This window comes from Vibrio sp. 10N.247.310.23 (assembly GCF_041467155.1).
Lineage (GTDB): Bacteria > Pseudomonadota > Gammaproteobacteria > Enterobacterales > Vibrionaceae > Vibrio > Vibrio crassostreae_C.
In genome coordinates, this window is the sequence record NZ_JBFSTZ010000010.1 from 1 (window position 1) to 17,329 (window position 17,329).

The following is a 17,329-nucleotide window of genomic DNA, read 5'->3' on the forward strand; positions in this document are numbered from 1 at the left end:
GAAAACAAGCCCTTATTCGAACTTATTCAAAGACAGAGAGATCAACGAGGAGGGAGCGACAAGGCGCTAAGACTCTTAGGGCAGTCAGGCCTAGCCCATAGGGTGACGCCTAAGGCAACGATAAAAGTCGTGATAAGACACATTTAAAGTGTTTGTCTTTACAAGGAAATGAGGCTCAGAACAGGTGACAAGACTCTTCAAGTGTCATGTTCATCAGTGTTTGAAGTTAAGTCCGAGGTAGGCCCTATGACAACGCTTAAAGTCTATAACGAGCCTTTATATAAGATATGTAGTACATATGTAATACATATTTAATTCATTTTGTTGATCAACTCAATGAGATCTTCATCATCGATCTTATCTCGATATAAAGCCAAGGCTCGGTACAGTTTCGCTGCAGACACATTTCTCTCTGTCTGCTCTTGCAGATTTGCTACCCAATCAGTTATCCGTTCTTTATCAGTCAGTGACATTCTAAGAGTCAGAGGAGGCACCTTATAAGATGTCGTCACCTTCTTTTTGACAGTCGTAATTCCAGTCGACTTACTTGAACCCTCGTTCTTGTCACTAGAGATAGCTGTTATAGCTCCTCGTTTCTTTAACTTGCTCATGTGTATTACCTATGTATTACATTAAATTTAAAAGAAACGCAGCGAGTTTTCGGTAATCGTTATTAACAAGAGAGCCCGATTTATAAAAGCGCACAGGAGAAGAAACGGCATTAGCTTGTCCGACATGCTCAGAACGACGCACAGATACTGGTAGCAATTTATCTTGTACTACCTCCAATTCCTCATCAATGAACTCATTAATAATAGCGTTTCTTGAATCGACCTCGTTCCTCAGAATCAGATAGTTGCCCTCGTCATCCTTAATTTCAGAGACAGCTTCGAGTAAAGGACTAATGCCGTCCAGTGAAAATGCACCAGAATCAACAGGGATCAAAATAAGGTCTGAGGCCTGGATTGCGTTAAGAGTCGTTAGGGATAAGTTTGGTGGAGTATCAAGAAGAATGAAATCATAGGTATCACCTAACTTCGCCAATTGCTTCTCTAAAATTCGTTCACGATTAATCTTTGTCAGTGATGTTTCGATGACACGTGACAACTGAACATCAGCGGGAGCAACATAGAGGTTTTCAATGGAGTTCCCATTAAGCTTTGCAGGTTGAATTAGATCGACAATGGACACAACTTTAGGTTTATCAAACAAAGCAGCAACCGTATCTTCAAACTTAAAATCACGTTGTCCCGTTAACGTTTTGGAGCAGTTCCCTTGAGGATCAAGGTCAATGACTAACACTTTTCGTTTTCGTGCAAGCTCAGCTCCTAAATTGACAAGAGTCGTGGTTTTTCCAACACCACCTTTTTGGTTCGCTGCGCTGATGATCTTTGTTTTCATAGTAGACACCTAATGTATTACATGTGTAATACACAATAATAAACATACATCGCCCTGTCAATGTATTACATATGTAATACACTTTTCATTAAAAGTTATCCAGCCGTTACTAATCAATAATATCAAGGCTATAAAAACCCTAAAGAAGATGGCACCAGCCGCGAGAGCTCTATCCACGTTGAATTAAGTTATTAGGCTTCTCACCAACCAATACCTGTTGTTTAACCTAACCTCAAGACTAGAATCAAAGTCGAGTTCTGAAATTGAAAATATTGTAACTACGACTGGTACACTGTTTAAGCATAAATCTGATTCCTCAAGTGCCGTATTTGGAGCGAGCATATCGACAAACAAGTCGACGTCCGTAGATCATAAGAACGAGCTTAAAGAATCAACGTACGAGTGAAAGCATTTACACGCCACCAGTAATAAGGATAACCCAGGGAATAAACAGCCTTCTCGCGCATGGTTATTTACCGCTGGAGCATCATTGGGATGATTTTAAAATCAATGTCGACCGCGCGCGAACTTAATCCCAAAGAATTGCTCAGTTTTACCTACTGGCGTGAGAAGCATCGCCAACAGGTTGAGCGCCACAGCAAAATTGAGTCACGCCCCAACAAATCGCGCCTTGGGCAGAATTTGACAAAACCCTGGAAGTGAAATCCCATTGTTCATTGCGACTATTACAGAGTGCCAAGAAAAAGGAGTGAACCTTCTACCCCATAGATTTAACAACCAAACTCAGGAGCACCTGGCTGGCTCGCCATTGAGCACCATCGATTTCTCATTTCGGTTATTAATAAGACGGTATTGCAAAGAATGGGAAGACGGCGGATATAGTAAATAAACGCATTGAGTATTTAGACCACCCACACCCGATTCTCTGGTACTAAGGTTGACTACGCTGTAGTCTACAAGTTTCGGAAAAAATTTTTTGAAAGGCAATCCCCGAAAGAAAACATCCCAATGAGCAGCCCATTTAGTCTTCTACTCTTAACACGACCTCGCCCTGATCTAACAACTCGACAATCGCTTGTTGGTAAGCTTCTTCGACGATGGTTTGTTCCCATACACGTTCGTAATCGGGTAAGACTTGCTGTCTAGAGATGGTCGACACCCCGAAGCTTAATGTGCCCTCGATACGATGTCGTCGAATGGTGACTAGCTTGGCCTCCGTCCACGAAGGTCCTGGTTGGGTGATGCGTCTAGATTGGAGTGCTTTTTTCTTTTTCGCCACGCTCATGCCTTAATAGATGTAGGCCATCAGCTTATCAGAAGTGGCACAAACGCTTTACTGTTTGCTCAGCAAAAATCGACGTAAACCTCGCTCCGCGCGCCTTACAAACAAGATGTACACCTTGTCACCCTCTGCTTGTAAAAAACGCGACAAGGGTTGATACGACTTTACTATAATTAAGGTGCTCAGGAGGCTGGCGCCCAGACTCCGGAAAGTCATTGAGGCCTTCAACTTCGTCGAAAATATTTTAAACCAATTGCCTGGCCGCAACCCGATTTTCAAGGGCAATGTATTCCGCGATATCTTAAGGTCAGATAACGCGGGCTCACTCCAAATCACTTCAGCCATTTAGACATTTTGTCCTTAGCTTCATCATGTCTCAGTGACGTGCCTTCTGAGATGACGCGCTCACCGCGAGCGATCCCTTCAAGGATAGCCCAACGGTTTTGCATAAACTGATAGTCGTCCACATCAACCAAATACGCGGAAGGTTTGCCATATTCGGTGATTAACACAGGCTCTTTGGTATCGTGTAGTTCCGCGAGGGTTTTGGTGGCTTGACGCTTAAGGGAAGTAACGAGCTCGACTTTCATAAGTTACTCAAAAAGCAGACCAATAAAGTGATATATTGTATCGTTTTCACTGTAGCAAGTTGCGTCACTTTGGTTTCGACCTTAGAGCCTTGCTATTCTTATGATAAGATACCCTCACCAATAAATAGTCAATGTGAACAATGTCAGAACATTCATATCATCAACTTCTTAAGTCGACCTTCGAAAACACTCTTCTCCACCTTTACTTCAAAGTAAACGTTGCCAGTCACTTTGTTAAAGAAGAGCAACGAAACAAAATCATCATTGAATTCTTGAAGCCAAAAATCAAACAAGCTCGATATAGCATTATCAAGAAAAAGCTTAAAACGGTTTGTTTGATGAAGAATAAGTTTGGTTCAATCGAAAAACACTTAGAGAGCGTTTTATCTCAATATTCAGCGATAGAAAGTCAAAACGACGTTGATAAGCTTTACGCCTTGTTAGAACACTTCGAGAAGAGCGGATTAGAAACAAAACTTATTGAAGAGACCCCTAAACAGGAAATGGACGTTGTTTATATCGACAGAGCACATATCGATAACTGCTTCGATAATGAAAACCGTCAGATTGCACCAATTTCGCTGTTTATACATACGAATGAATTAGACAGGTTCACTCAGTGCTTAGTCACCCAGCCTTATTTCACATTTGAGTTGTGCCAAACAAGTGAAGAGTTGAAGAACTATCACTATCAAGTTCACCCAATTAGCTAACACAACCAAATCTAAAAAGCAGGGCACTTCCAACCCATATCAAGATGTGTTTGACGCGACTTACCAAGTGGTACTACCGGCCTTTTCCTTTTATCATCACAATCAAGGGAAATCTTTTGATCTTCGAGCAGTAAGCTGATCAGGTATAAGCCTAACGCTGAATGATCTTGGCCATTTGTCTTCACCGCCACGGCTTCAACAATGAATTCAATTCCTGTTGACAGTGTCTCTGTATCTTTAAAAGACATAAATCCCCCCTCTTTATGTACTGTATAGATATACAGCAATCTGGGGTGTGTAAATCCATATTTGCACGAATTGAGACATTAATCGCATAAAATGGGGTTATGTCGACTCAAACTCATTATTAAATTTACCAAGAGATCTTATTTTGACTCGATAGTTACTCATTATTCTTCAACTCAAGGAAAAGCTGACTCAAGCACCGCCTTCTTCTTCCCTACTTCATACTCCGCCCAGTATAACGTTATAGGGGCAGATATCTGATGAACAGCATAATCACCACGATGCTCTGGCCCATTTTGCCTATTTTCGGATAAAGCAGACTTGACCCATTCAAACAAATAGATGTAACGACTGACGGTCTGGCGACACAGGTCCGCATTACGCGCCACCAAACCAATGGTGAGCTCCTGATTTTTGCGTAACAAAACCTGACATGTGCGGATAATTCGGCGAGTGGTCTTCGTCCTACGAAGGTTATGGGTTCTTCTGGCCGCTCTACGCTGCTTTTCCTGCAGACTTAATCCACTATCCAACCTCATCACACCTCGTTGGCAGTCTGACCGAGCACAATATTTATCCCAGGTCCAACGGGAAACACTTTTCACCACCGCCAACACCTCACAGCACTTCAGAGGCGGCTTATCCGGGGTGCCGGTATTTTTATAATGAGCGAAACTCTCGACACGGCGTTTAAAGCTCGTATAACTGCCCTTTTCTCTTTCTTCGTCGACAATGTCATACGCGTATCGGCGAGTGTGTTCAAACAAAGTACAGTTTCGAGAATAAGAGACATCAGTATCTTGACGAAGCCATGGCCGCGTTGTCTCCAGCTCAAGAGAATCCGCTAACTCATTGAGTTCATAGACACTCCGATGGAGTTCGGTCGTCTGCCACCAAGGATGAAAGGGCGTTTTGGCAACAGGGCCTGAATAACTCAAGTCCGCCTCAAGTCGTAATGCTAAGGCGCGATAAATGGCTTTGAGGTACTGAATGGGTTTGGATCGTGCTTGATCGCTGGTGCAAACCGGCACAATAGCGTAAAAAAGGTGGGCTTTATTACTGGTGCGGTTTCGAACGATTAGATTAGGGGGTGGCAAGCCTTCATCTTGCCAAATATAGAGGTTGGGGACAGCTCGATGGTCATGATCGATGTCAAACACCATCCACGCCTGCATATCTTTACGATTAACCTGCATATACGGCCATCTGACCGCATAGTTTCGAGGTCTGATGAGCATCGCGGTTTTATTGTCACTGCACCTCGAAAAATAAGGCGCTTCCTCAAGTAGCCGACTCAAACACGAAATGGATGAAGACGCAGCGTATTCAGAGTGAGCCGTCATCTCATCACCCTCGGTGCACCTTGCCCATACTCACCTTTAGAAAAAACAAAGCAAGAGAGATTGTCTTGAGCGTTGAGCGCCGTTACTGAATCAGTCCTCTTGACTCTCTCTGACAAGATTTGAGAGCCAGTCAAAGCCATTCCTTTCGAGCTTTCGTAGCCGCCACGGGTGTCAATTTTTATCGAACGCCTTTTCGAAGGACAACAGACTGCATCACGCCACTCTTCTTTACCTTTTAAGACTAAATTGAAGACTGCTTCAATACTGGTTTGAATAACTTTACCCTGTACGACCGCAAACACATGATGATTCATAAAGTTGACCTCGGCTAAATAACGCTCACCTTCTGAGAAACCAATAACGCAACTCTGGAAAATTAAAATGCGTCAAAGCCAACGTTGTCTGATTCTTTGTATTCGCTTCTCAAGGCCGAATAAACGAATTCGCAGTCGTACTTGTTCAAACACATGGTTCGAACGCCTTAATTGGGTCATTAACCTCGCCTGCTCAACCCATAATGAAGAAAGTTGACGATCACATAACTCGCGTCGAATACGCCTGATATACCTAAGGCCTCTACGCTTATCTTCCTCCGTCAATCCATGACCAGACGTTTCAGGACATGACTTATCGCACGGAGTAATAGACATCATTGCTCCGAATTGATGTTTGAAACAAATAAACCATTAGCGTCTGCCGCCTCCTCTATGGCTTTAAGCAGACAACCACCTTGATTCAGTTTTTCCAGGCTCCTGATGAGTTTTACCTGAATGCTGATGCTGGTGTGCGCGGTATGAATAATCTTATGTTTTTGAGTGCGAGTTAGGCGATGATTTCCTGCATACTCCAACGCCATTCGAGACAATTCACCCGAATAGATCGAGTTCTCTAATGCGCTTTGAACAAAGGTGTCTTCCGTGCTATCAGATGTTATATGAGCGGTGACCACCCCCAACCCAAGAAGCAAGCTGTTTACGATGGTATGATTGCCACTCACTTTGGCGAGAGTGATGGCTTCAACACAACTCAGGACATGAGGCTGCTCAGGGTTAAGTTTATTCCGCAGCATGGTCGGACTCATCCCTATAACCTCTGCCAGCCTAGCCATATTCTCTGACCTAGCAAACACGCAACACGCCTCATTAAAGGCCCCTTGTTTTGTGCGAGAGAACTCGCCTATTGAGTCAGTTCCGTTCATAACCAATACTCACTTGAAGACAAACGAGACGACAACGAAACTCCAACCAAGAATGTTTAGCCCCAACGGACAAAAATCTTTGGACGAAATTATGAAAGATAAACACATGGCTACTTACCCCATTCTCTCCAACGTTTCACGCGTTGCCATTTCTAGCAACATGACCATATTGATGAGAGGGGTTTCTTTACCTTTTGCTTTAGTTTTAATAGGTAAGCGACCATCAGCGACCCAATCCATAATGGTGCGCTTCGGCATTCCAGAGAACTGAGAGTATTGATCGTACGTCATGAAAGGCGTATTTAGGACTACTTGATATGAGAGCATAATGATATCCTGTTTAGTCATTGAATGTTTAATTTCGGAATGACGAGTTGCACCCCACCATTCCGAACTCAATTGCGATTATTGATCACATATGAATAACAAGCAACTTAAAATAGACCAAATATCGTATTTGGGAGGTAGGGATATTATCAAGAAGTTGATAGATATCACGAATTCAGACCGCCAACAGGATGTAGCAGACGTATTTGGCATCCCAAAATCAACAATCGCGACTTGGCGACAGAGAAACCTTACTCCCTTTGAAATTGCAGTGAGGACTCATTTGAGCACTGGAGTCTCACTTGAATGGTTACTTCTCGATAAAGGCGAACCGTACCCTAAAACACCAACCCAAAAGCATATTAATAAGAAGAACGAATCGAAAACTCTTTTCGATATCGACTGTTTCTCTATTGACGACGGTAAATTGGTTGGGAAAGGGATACTTGCATTCGATAAAACTCTTCTAGACGAGTTAGATGTGAGTAATGTAATAGCAATCAAAGATGGAACTACTACGTTCCTTATAAATAAAGAATCTCACCAAGCAGTAAGCGGTACATACCTAGTTAATATGGACGGCCTACTCTCGCTAAACGACATCCAGCGCTTACCAGGCAAAAAACTAGCAATCAGCTTTAACGGTTCGATTCTAACCGTCGAAGAAGATGAAGTAAGGGTTGTAGGTAGAGTCGCGTTAGTAATGGAAAAGCGTTAACTGTTGCACTCACCTGTTTGAGAGCACTGCAGCTAATTTGATTAATAGCGTCACCGATACTTAACGAGCCTCTTATCAGCCTCCCCTCTTGGGGAGTGGCACTTGCAAAGAAAAAGGCTACCTTATGGCAGTCTTCTTCTTTGGCCCAGTATTGGTCGTTGTGCAATCTCTAAGTAGTTCTGAAACATTTTTGGACAGAAACGTGCTAGCACTTTTTCTAAATTAGCAAATTATCAATAAGTGCAGGGCGCACAATTTACTTATATAGAGGCTCGGGCTTGTTCAACACTTGGGATTTAACGTTGGCTACGCAACGCTTAATCCTTATTTGTTAGGGCTTGTAGCCATATATTCTCAACCCTACCTTGTCCATCTCTACTTCGAAACTCCCGAGCATATTTAAATGCTCTAATATTGGCGTTAAATCCTGCGTTTTGTATTGCGTTGGTGCATTTTTATATGGCTTAAACTCAACTCGATAAGGCAATAAAAGCCATTCAATACGCCTGAATTCAAAAGGACCATTCAAAGCGCCGCAGTCGCCTACGTAATTGTCACCAAGTTGTTCTAAATCGGGAACGAAGCCATTTCGGCATTGCTGTTCACCCACAAGTTTCCACGTACATTGTACCATTTTCAAACTTGAGTCATTAACAACCCCGAACAGTTTTCTCCATTTAGAATCGGACATGCACTTGTATGAAAATTTAGCGATATCTTTGTTTAACACCGTATTCTCCTAGAGCCCTAACGCTTATTAGACAACAAATTGTTGTCTTTCATCCTTAGGTGAGGCATTCATTTTCATATTAACTCAACTGACAATCAATACCTTATGCCACATAAAGGGGAGTTAGCGTACAAGATGTCACCTAGTAACGGAATGATGAGTTATCAGCTCAATCGAATAAGTTTTAGTAGGGTAAACGCACGCCCTCTTAATAGTGTAGAGTCTTTAATCTAAGTGATTTTGGGGCAGATCTGAGCTAGCACTTTTTAGAAAAGTGCCATAAGTAAAACTTTAGGTCTATGAAGTCTCTGCCATTCGGTGAGCTTACTCGCCTTGAGAAAAGCATCAAGGCCGCCAACCTTTAGAGCAGATTGCACAATTTACTTATATAGCAACTCGGGCTTGTTAAACATCTGGGATTTAACGTTGGCTACGCAACGCTAAATCCTTATTCGTTAACTGTATTATTTTTTGTCTCTAGGCGGGACACTTCCTAATACTGAACGTGTATCTGGCTTACTTGGTGGCGGCGGTGGTGGTGGGTTTTTCTTGTTCGACATTGTTCAAGTCCTCTTTAGCGTTTTGGTGGTTTACCATTTTCAATAATTTTTCTTGGTTTTGGAGCTGTTGGTGCATTTGGCGGAGGTGGTGTAACACCTGATTTTGAGTTTGTAGCCATTCTCTCTGATCCTCCTGGAAATTTTGGTTATTTGAGGCTGCCTGCTCTATGTTATGACTCAGTTTATCAACTTCTTCAACAAGCGAGCGATTATATATCAGGGTTTCTTTACGTGGTGATGATGTATCAAGGTCAAAGCTTACAAATAGCGCGCTCGCTATTAAAAAAGGAATAGCTGAAACTAAAAGCCACCTAATAGAGTTGTGGGTGTGTGCGAACCTAGAATCATTCACTTTGGTATTGTGAGAAGAACAATCTCTCAATTGTTCATAGATGAATTGTGAAACCATGTCATCTACATCGACTATCGGCTGCTTATTATCGGGATATTGTTCATTATATTCGAAAATCGAAGACGCGTACTTTTGCACCTCTAGGCGATAATTATCCGTTTCTAATGGACTCGACATTCCTTTGTATTCACTTCCCCAAAAAGCAATAACCAAATGTCGAACACCGATTAGAGAAATAAAACCACTTACAATTGTTAACGCTGCGAATGTTGTTGCCACCTCCTTATATGAGGTGAAATCAAGCATTCTTAACATGTAACTGGCGATTGAATACCCAGTAAAAAATAGAGCAAAAGTTATTTGAATACGGGTAAATATTTTTTCGCGTGTTTCCATTTCATGAAAGTAAATTTTTTCATAAAACGAAAACAGTTTTTCTCTATCCACGAAACCTCCTATACAGTCAGCGCTTTATCGACGGACTTTTTCTGTAATTATATGCAACCAATCATAACGCTAATGATACTCACGCTCAATCTAATGCCCGTATTGCCTTGCGCCTAGGATGTGAACTTCAGAACTTGCCGAAGTAAGTTCTCAATTGATTCCAGCGATATTGAGCAATATGATTTTCAACAAATTCATGCCTCAAGTACGCATGGTCTAATCCTGATGAATTGGATTAGATTTGATAGGGGAAATACACGCCGTTAAAATATATAGAGTATTAACTCTGAACGATCTTGGGGCATTTTCGAGCTAGAGAATGACAAATATTAAGATTCAGATTCAGATTCAGATTCAGACATTTTGGACAAAAATGAGCTAGATTAGAAGCTCTAGCTCGGTTGGTTAAGATGAGGGAAGTGAGATCTTGAACTCTTGTGTAGCTAATCTATAACTACCTCACCGTCAGCTAAGTAGTGTGCTTTTCCATCAACAATTGAACGTGCAATGACGATATCTTCTCGAGACAATTCACTTTCTTTCACAGTCTGAGATTCTTTTTTGAGCCTATCTAAGTTGAGTACACTACATGCTTTATCTAGATTTACCGAGAGATAATGGCCTTTCACACTATCTGAACCAATCTGCCCTAAAAGGAACCAGCCAACTCTGAAGACATTGTCTTGGCCTATTTCCTTAATAATACTTAGTGCTGCATCCTCATCATAACGCCACAATGGTTTAATTACTTGATATTCCAAAGCTTTTGATTGAAATACATCATCAAGTAAAACTGCGCGAGCTTTAGGAATATATTCTTTAATCATTTTGTTAATTGTTTCTTCATCTAGCCAAGGAGGTTCATAATTTCTTTCATTATATTGAGCTTTAAGCAGAACGATTGAACTAGCTACAAACGGTAACAGAACACACTCTTGCATGACTGAGCAAACAAAAGCTTCTCTGTTCTCTGATTCGCGTAAAGTTCGGTTGAGTAACCTACAGATATTGCCGTAAAGATTGCTCTCAGCAAATAGCCCTGAGTGTAAAATACCAAACCCATCAAGTAGATCTTCTGACAACAATGTGTCCACAATAACTCGAATTAATAGGAGAAGTTCATCATCATTAAACTTTCTTCTGTCCAAAAACATTTCGAATAACTCAAGAAACCTTTTGATAGCTCCATTGGAGATTGCGCTTTCAAGAATATCAATACGTTGACCAGAGCTTTCAATAAAAGTTGCCACATCTTGGTCTGAAACCGAGCCTCTTGGTGTACTAATATGGAGCGCTGTAGAGAGTCTACTGATATGATCCACTCTTCCTGAAGCATCAGCGTCATAAACTTCGTAAGTTTGGTAGCTTTTTGAATCTAGCGAAGGGAAAATTTCCTTCAGTAAGTCTTCATATACGTTGTTTTCATTAATCAAAAGTGCATTATAGATACTAAGGCGTTGCTGCTTACAAAGGTCTGCCGCTTTTTCCTTGTCAAGTGACCCATAATCAAAATAGCCAGAGTTGCGTTTACCTGCATACAGAGCTGGATTTGACTTTATATGGCTATATATCTTGTGGGCTTTTGTTGCGACAACTGATAAAACAAAGAGATCAGTGACACACACTTGATTTTGAACAAGGTTGTAGACGAATTTAAAGTGGTTAAACACTCTCTTAACGTCACGCGGGCTGGTGATTATGTATCGTAGATATCGTTGATAAATATATGCTAATCGATTCTGTTCGTCTTGGTAGTGGGCAAGAGAGAAGTTATCTCCCATCATATCAAAATGTCTATCTACAAGCGCATCTAGATCTTTACTTGTGATTGTTGGTAGTGGAATCCTCAACTGCACAATCTTGTCTATATACTCATTTGCATTGTCGATATTATTAGAAGCCAATACCGACTCTAGGTAATTAGGTTCAAATGCTAAAATGAACGCTGTTCTAGGAAAGTCAGCCACAGCTTTTACCAGACGAAGAACTTGAAAGCACTCCTTAGGAGTTAAACGATCTATGTCATCGATAATGACCACGATTGGCCTATCAATTTTTCTTAAGCTTTCTTCTACTCGTGCCTTTTTACCTGCAATATCTAATTCCTTTAAGTCACTAAGCGATTGTGTTGCATCTCCGACACCCTTGAATACGTTTTCGACTAAACTGCCCCACGGCTCCACACCAGGAACCAATTTAGCTACGCTAAACAACTTAGAATAAGAAAGAAGTTCTTCAGCTACTCGCTTTCCTTCTTCTGCATGATCTGCAAGGCCCAATTGAGAAGTAAACTGAATTAAAAAATCCTGAAGTAACGACTCGGATTGACCGTTCGCCCAAGCGTTGTATTGAACTAAAACAGGGGGAAAATCCATTTGACTAAAGACTTCCTGCACCATGTTCAATATTGAGGTCTTTCCTTGTCCCCACTTCCCTTCCAGAGAAACCGTCAAACATGGAGCATCGGCTTCAAGAACTAAAAGGCTAGCTATTTCTTTTGCAAAATGTTGTCTATTTAGTTTATCTTCGCATTCAGACGCAATAGGTTGGTCATTGTTATAACTAGTCATATATCACACAAAATAAGGAGTATAAGAGCTTTAATATCTCATTAAAGCAATTATCAAGTTTTCGATAAAAAGTTCAGTGACTGGATATGCATATCCAGAACTAAGCAGCTCAACATAGTAACATGCACAACCAAGTACATAAGTATGCGTGAGAAAAATTAGAGCAAACAGATTACAAAATAAATGTTACGAGCAATTACTCTAAACAAGTTTGGGGCAAAAATGAGCTAGCCAACTTGCTAATTTAGAAGATCAAGCCGACAGTACGGACTGTAAGTTTCTGGTCTAACTGATTTATAAATTATCACCTCTACATTAAAACAACCCAAACACATTGTTTTTCCCATCTTGTTCAAGACCTTTAATCTGATGGTGTTTTGGCTCTCCACCAAACAATAAAATATACAACTTCCGGTCTTGATACGTCCCCACTACATAGTGGTCTTTTTGTATCACGTACTCGATAGTTTCGGCTTCCTCATCGGTGCACAGATATTTAATATCAACTAGCTTCACCCATTTCAAACCGATCACGTTCTCTGCTTCTATAAACCCACCAAATGGCGCAGTAAAACGGTTACCTAGCTTCAAAACTGCATCAATCATCCCTTGGTTCTTCTTACTTACCCCAATTGGACCATCACTGTTAATTTTGAAGTGACTGTATCCAGCAGTCACATGAATTGATTGATACATAGCAATAACCTATTAGCTTTCTTAGCACTTTGAGATAGGAGCCTAACCTGTGCTTTTTGTCCGATATAAAACATTGTTCTACGTTCTAGCCCCAATTATACTGTTTTTATATACAGTAATTTTAGGCTTTATTATGTCTATCCGCAATTTAAAAGATGGTTCTACTAAATCTTGGCTCTGCGAATGTTACCCGAATGGGCGAACGGGGAAGCGTGTTCGTAAAAAGTTTACGACTAAGGGCGAAGCAAAGGCTTTTGAGCTTCACACTATGAAGGAGATTGACGATAAGCCATGGATGGGAAGTAAACCCGATCACCGTAGAATGAGCGAACTGTTAGACACTTGGTGGACCATACACGGTCATACGTTGAAATCGGGTAAACAAGCTCGGGATCTAATAGCCAAGACAATTGAAGAATTAGGAAATCCAATTGCCTCCCACTTTAAAGAACGAGACTACTTAGACTATCGTGCAGCGCGAATACCCTACCGTGGCAAAAATAAATCTATTAAGATTTCACCAACAACACATAACACGGAATTGATTTATCTAAAGGGAATGTTCAAGAAACTAATTAAGTACAATCAATGGAAATACCCCAATCCACTTGAAGCTATCGAAACAATCAAAACAAGTGAGAAGAACCTAGCATATCTAACCAAGCCACAAATTGAAGAGTTCTTAGTTAACCTGAAAAATTGCAATCGAGTCATTACAGTCTCAATTCCACAGCTCATTGTAATCTCTAAGATTTGCTTAGCCACCGGTGCCCGTATAAGTGAAGCTCTAACTCTTACCCGTTCACAGGTAGCTGAATTTAAACTGACTTACACCGAGACAAAAGGTAAGAGAAATCGAAGTGTGCCCATCTCACCTGCTTTATATCAAGAGATCTTAGATATCGCGGTGAGCAACCATGAAATTTTCAACACTACTTACAAGGATGCCTGGCGCTACATTAAAAGGGCTCTACCTGGCCACGTTCCGAGTGGACAAGCGACGCATGTTTTACGGCATACTTTTGCTTCGCATTTTATGATGAACAAAGGGGATATTTTGGTGTTACAGCGTATTCTTGGACACACTAAAATTGAGCAAACAATGGCGTATTCACATTTTGCACCAGAACATTTGATACAAGCGGTACACCTCAACCCATTAGAAAATTAATGGCGACAAAATGGCGACACACACTGTAATCGACCGTTATTTAGCGGTTTTATTAGTCAAAAAGGCGACAGTTTTCACTGTCGCCTTTTACTATTTAGAGCCTGAGTTTATCTATTCCCAATCAAGAATAACCTTGCCAGAAAGCCCACTACGCATAGCATCGAAGCCTGCTTGGAAATCATCAATTTTAAAGTGATGAGTAATGATTGGTGACAGGTCTAACCCTGACTGAATCAAACTTGCCACTATATACAAAAACAAAAATAACCATTAAATATCAATAGATTAAATTTATCACCAATTAAAAATGGCTACAGAATGGCTACAGAATGGCGACAAAAAAGGCAACAGTTTTACCTGTTGCCTTCTGATATTCAAAACCGGTAGTAACCTACTCCCAGTCTAAAATCACCTTACCAGACATACCAGATCGCATCATGTCGAAGCCTTTCTGGAAGTCGTCCACTTTGTAATGGTGAGTAATAATTGGTGTTAGATCTAGGCCAGATTGAATCAAAGAAGCCATCTTGTACCAAGTTTCGAACATCTCACGACCGTAGATACCTTTGATAACCAAGCCTTTAAAGATGACTTGGTTCCAGTCTACTGCCATGTCTGATGGTGGAATACCTAGTAGAGAGATCTTACCGCCGTGGTTCATGTTAGTCAGCATGCTGTTGAACGCAGATGGGTTACCAGACATTTCTAGGCCTACATCGAAGCCTTCAGTCATGCCAAGATCAGACATTACGTCTTCAAGCTTCTCTTCCATCACGTTTACTGCGCGAGTCACACCCATTTTCTTAGCAAGATCTAGGCGGTATTCGTTTACGTCAGTGATTACAACATGACGAGCACCAACGTGCTTAGCAACAGCTGCAGCCATGATACCGATTGGACCAGCACCAGTAATTAGCACGTCTTCGCCAACTAGGTCGAAAGAAAGTGCTGTGTGTACTGCGTTACCAAACGGGTCAAAGATTGAAGCTAGATCGTCAGAGATTTCTGCAGGGATCTTAAATGCGTTGAACGCAGGGATCACAAGGAACTCAGAGAACGCACCAGTGCGGTTAACACCAACACCTGTTGTGTTACGACAAAGGTGAGTACGGCCGCCACGACAGTTACGACAGTGACCACATGTGATGTGACCTTCGCCAGATACACGGTCGCCGATTTCAAAACCACGAACTTCTTGGCCAATGCCAACAACTTCACCCACGTATTCGTGACCTACTACCATAGGTACTGGGATTGTGTTTTGTGACCACTCATCCCAGTTGTAGATATGTACGTCAGTACCACAAATTGCGGTTTTCTTAATACGAATAAGAAGATCATTATGACCCATTTCAGGTTTTTCAACCTCGGTCATCCAAATGCCTTCTTCAGGCTTTAGCTTAGAAAGTGCTTTAATTTTCATAATGTTACCTAGTTCATCTCGCCTAACTGTAAGGCGAGAATCAAAAATCTATATGTTCTACTGGGTGTTGCTCTATCTAATTAAAGGATGCTCGTGGCATCCCTTTAAAATTAGATGATACCCATGTCTTTACCAACTTGAATGAACGCATCGATTGCGCGGTCTAGTTGCTCACGAGAGTGTGCAGCAGACATTTGCGTACGGATACGAGCTTGACCTTTTGGTACTACAGGGAAAGAGAAACCTACAACGTAGATGCCTTTCTCTAGTGCGCGCTCAGCGAACTCAGCCGCTACTTTTGCATCACCAAGCATGATTGGGATGATTGCGTGGTCTGCACCGCCCATAGTGAAGCCAGCTTCTTCCATGCGAGTACGGAAGTGAGCAGAGTTTTCCCATAGTTGAGTACGTAGGTCGCCAGATTCCGCAAGAAGATCTAGAACGCGGATAGACGCAGATACGATTGCAGGAGCAACAGAGTTAGAGAATAGGTATGGACGAGAACGCTGACGTAGCCAGTCGATCACTTCTTTCTTACCAGAAGTGTAACCGCCTGAAGCGCCACCCATTGCTTTACCTAACGTACCAGTGATGATATCGATACGGTGTACAACGTTGTGGAACTCGTGAGTGCCCGCGCCGTTTTCGCCCATGAAGCCCACTGCGTGAGAGTCATCAACCATTACTAGTGCATCGTACTTGTCTGCAAGGTCACAGATAGCAGGAAGGTTAGCCACTACGCCGTCCATTGAGAACACACCGTCAGTTACGATTAGTGTGTGACGAGCGCCAGCTTCTTTAGCAGCGATAAGTTGCTGCTCTAGCTCTTCCATGTTGTTGTTCGAGTAACGGAAACGCATTGCTTTACACAGACGAACGCCATCGATGATAGATGCGTGGTTTAGTGCGTCAGAGATGATTGCGTCTTCTTTACCTAGAATTGTTTCGAACAAACCAGCGTTTGCATCAAAACAAGATGTGTAAAGGATAGTGTCTTCTTTACCTAGGAACGTAGAAAGCTTTTGCTCTAGTTCTTTGTGAGAATCTTGAGTACCACAGATGAAACGTACTGAAGCCATACCAAAACCGTGCTGATCCATACCATCTTTAGCTGCTTCGATAAGAGCTGGGTGGTTAGCAAGACCTAAGTAGTTGTTTGCACAGAAGTTTAGTACTTCTTCACCAGTCGAGATAGAAACCGCTGCTTTTTGTGCAGAAGTAATAATGCGCTCAGACTTGTAAAGACCTTCTTCTTTAACTTCTTCGATTTGAGTTTGAATCTGTTGGTAAAATGCAGAAGACATTGTCTCATTCCTTCCTAGTTATAATTTAGCAGCATCGCGCGCCGCTTTATGTAGGGATGTAAACGATCTCAACACGATCATTTACACTGTAAAACTTATGCCTATATTCTAGTTGAACATCCCCGTTCCGATTATCCCTTTAGTTGGAAAAACATTAATGAATCACAGGCACTAATAATAGTTCATCCCAGTGACATAGGGCACATTAACGCCCTTCACCTGCTTTTTTAAACGCCAAATTAGCTATAATTTCCGTCTAATTTCGCTTTCATATCAAATCTCAATTTTTCATCTCAG

Annotated in this window: 19 protein-coding genes and 2 pseudogenes; 4 read left to right on the plus strand and 17 right to left on the minus strand. The window is 41.7% G+C overall.

The window, feature by feature from the left end; all coding sequences use genetic code 11:
• Positions 1-311: 311 nt before the first annotated feature.
• Positions 312-611 (minus strand): hypothetical protein, encoded by a 300-nt coding sequence (locus AB6D93_RS09420; protein ID WP_102332059.1) that lies wholly within the window; start codon positions 609-611, stop codon positions 312-314.
• A 16-nt stretch (positions 612-627) separates the two neighbouring features.
• Positions 628-1,401 carry a ParA family protein gene (locus AB6D93_RS09425; RefSeq protein WP_102332058.1) on the minus strand — a complete coding sequence of 258 codons (774 nt, stop codon included), beginning with the start codon at positions 1,399-1,401 and terminating at the stop codon, positions 628-630.
• A gap of 190 nt (positions 1,402-1,591) precedes the next feature.
• Here AB6D93_RS09425 and AB6D93_RS09430 point away from each other — a divergent pair, with 190 nt between their 5' ends.
• Entirely contained in the window at positions 1,592-1,807 is a 216-nt protein-coding gene (locus AB6D93_RS09430) for a Fic/DOC family N-terminal domain-containing protein (RefSeq protein ID WP_102332057.1), read from the plus strand.
• Positions 1,808-2,383: 576 nt separating this feature from the next.
• On the opposite strand, the gene AB6D93_RS09435 is transcribed toward AB6D93_RS09430, so the two are convergent.
• From AB6D93_RS09435 to AB6D93_RS09445, 3 genes and pseudogenes are all read right to left on the minus strand, one after another.
• A complete protein-coding gene (locus AB6D93_RS09435) occupies positions 2,384-2,641 on the minus strand; it encodes a hypothetical protein (RefSeq protein ID WP_102332055.1) in 258 nt (85 codons plus the stop codon).
• 54 nt (positions 2,642-2,695) lie between these two features.
• Positions 2,696-2,989 (minus strand): annotated as a pseudogene (locus tag AB6D93_RS09440) (type II toxin-antitoxin system RelE/ParE family toxin).
• Positions 2,977-3,234, minus strand: a complete 258-nt coding sequence (locus AB6D93_RS09445) for a type II toxin-antitoxin system Phd/YefM family antitoxin (RefSeq protein ID WP_102332054.1) — start codon at positions 3,232-3,234, stop codon at positions 2,977-2,979. Before AB6D93_RS09445 ends, AB6D93_RS09440 begins: the two are co-directional and overlap by 13 nt.
• Before the next feature lie 140 nt (positions 3,235-3,374).
• Here AB6D93_RS09445 and AB6D93_RS09450 point away from each other — a divergent pair, with 140 nt between their 5' ends.
• Complete coding sequence (locus AB6D93_RS09450) at positions 3,375-3,947, plus strand: DUF2913 family protein (protein ID WP_102332053.1); 573 nt, start codon at positions 3,375-3,377, stop codon at positions 3,945-3,947.
• A gap of 11 nt (positions 3,948-3,958) precedes the next feature.
• On the opposite strand, the gene AB6D93_RS09455 is transcribed toward AB6D93_RS09450, so the two are convergent.
• The 5 genes from AB6D93_RS09455 to AB6D93_RS09475 all read right to left on the minus strand — a co-directional run bounded on the left by AB6D93_RS09455 (position 3,959) and on the right by AB6D93_RS09475 (position 7,061).
• A complete protein-coding gene (locus tag AB6D93_RS09455; protein ID WP_102332052.1) occupies positions 3,959-4,195 on the minus strand; it encodes a hypothetical protein in 237 nt (78 codons plus the stop codon).
• 174 nt (positions 4,196-4,369) lie between these two features.
• Positions 4,370-5,536, minus strand: a complete 1,167-nt coding sequence (locus tag AB6D93_RS09460; protein WP_102332051.1) for a replication initiation protein — start codon at positions 5,534-5,536, stop codon at positions 4,370-4,372.
• On the minus strand, positions 5,533-5,850 hold the full coding sequence (locus tag AB6D93_RS09465) for a hypothetical protein (RefSeq protein ID WP_102332050.1): 318 nt from the start codon (positions 5,848-5,850) through the stop codon (positions 5,533-5,535). The genes AB6D93_RS09460 and AB6D93_RS09465 overlap by 4 nt, the downstream gene beginning before the upstream one ends.
• Positions 5,851-6,185: 335 nt before the next feature.
• Positions 6,186-6,734, minus strand: coding sequence for a phage regulatory CII family protein (locus AB6D93_RS09470; protein ID WP_102332049.1), 549 nt, complete (start codon positions 6,732-6,734; stop codon positions 6,186-6,188).
• A 114-nt stretch (positions 6,735-6,848) separates the two neighbouring features.
• Positions 6,849-7,061 carry a hypothetical protein gene (locus tag AB6D93_RS09475; RefSeq protein WP_029203682.1) on the minus strand — a complete coding sequence of 71 codons (213 nt, stop codon included), beginning with the start codon at positions 7,059-7,061 and terminating at the stop codon, positions 6,849-6,851.
• A gap of 91 nt (positions 7,062-7,152) precedes the next feature.
• Between AB6D93_RS09475 and AB6D93_RS09480 the strand changes: the two genes are divergently transcribed.
• Positions 7,153-7,779 (plus strand): phage repressor protein CI, encoded by a 627-nt coding sequence (locus AB6D93_RS09480; protein ID WP_102332048.1) that lies wholly within the window; start codon positions 7,153-7,155, stop codon positions 7,777-7,779.
• Positions 7,780-8,110: 331 nt separating this feature from the next.
• Here the strand turns inward: AB6D93_RS09480 and AB6D93_RS09485 are convergent, their stop codons facing one another.
• From AB6D93_RS09485 to AB6D93_RS09500, 4 genes are all read right to left on the minus strand, one after another.
• Positions 8,111-8,509 carry a hypothetical protein gene (locus AB6D93_RS09485; RefSeq protein WP_235612476.1) on the minus strand — a complete coding sequence of 133 codons (399 nt, stop codon included), beginning with the start codon at positions 8,507-8,509 and terminating at the stop codon, positions 8,111-8,113.
• 516 nt (positions 8,510-9,025) lie between these two features.
• Entirely contained in the window at positions 9,026-9,868 is an 843-nt protein-coding gene (locus tag AB6D93_RS09490; protein WP_102332047.1) for a hypothetical protein, read from the minus strand.
• Between the two features lie 443 nt (positions 9,869-10,311).
• A complete protein-coding gene (locus tag AB6D93_RS09495) occupies positions 10,312-12,438 on the minus strand; it encodes a P-loop NTPase fold protein (RefSeq protein ID WP_102332046.1) in 2,127 nt (708 codons plus the stop codon).
• Between the two features lie 315 nt (positions 12,439-12,753).
• Positions 12,754-13,134, minus strand: a complete 381-nt coding sequence (locus AB6D93_RS09500; protein ID WP_102332045.1) for a hypothetical protein — start codon at positions 13,132-13,134, stop codon at positions 12,754-12,756.
• 133 nt (positions 13,135-13,267) lie between these two features.
• On the opposite strand from AB6D93_RS09500, the gene AB6D93_RS09505 reads away from it, so the two are divergent.
• On the plus strand, positions 13,268-14,305 hold the full coding sequence (locus AB6D93_RS09505; RefSeq protein ID WP_102332073.1) for a tyrosine-type recombinase/integrase: 1,038 nt from the start codon (positions 13,268-13,270) through the stop codon (positions 14,303-14,305).
• A 111-nt stretch (positions 14,306-14,416) separates the two neighbouring features.
• On the opposite strand, the pseudogene AB6D93_RS09510 reads toward AB6D93_RS09505, so the two are convergent.
• From AB6D93_RS09510 to AB6D93_RS09520, 3 genes and pseudogenes are all read right to left on the minus strand, one after another.
• Positions 14,417-14,557: pseudogene (locus AB6D93_RS09510) on the minus strand (L-threonine 3-dehydrogenase); the annotation flags it as partial.
• A gap of 139 nt (positions 14,558-14,696) precedes the next feature.
• Entirely contained in the window at positions 14,697-15,728 is a 1,032-nt protein-coding gene (tdh, locus tag AB6D93_RS09515) for an L-threonine 3-dehydrogenase (RefSeq protein ID WP_017059546.1), read from the minus strand.
• Positions 15,729-15,838: 110 nt separating this feature from the next.
• Positions 15,839-17,032 (minus strand): glycine C-acetyltransferase, encoded by a 1,194-nt coding sequence (locus AB6D93_RS09520; protein ID WP_102332044.1) that lies wholly within the window; start codon positions 17,030-17,032, stop codon positions 15,839-15,841.
• Between the last annotated feature and the right edge of the window lie 297 nt (positions 17,033-17,329).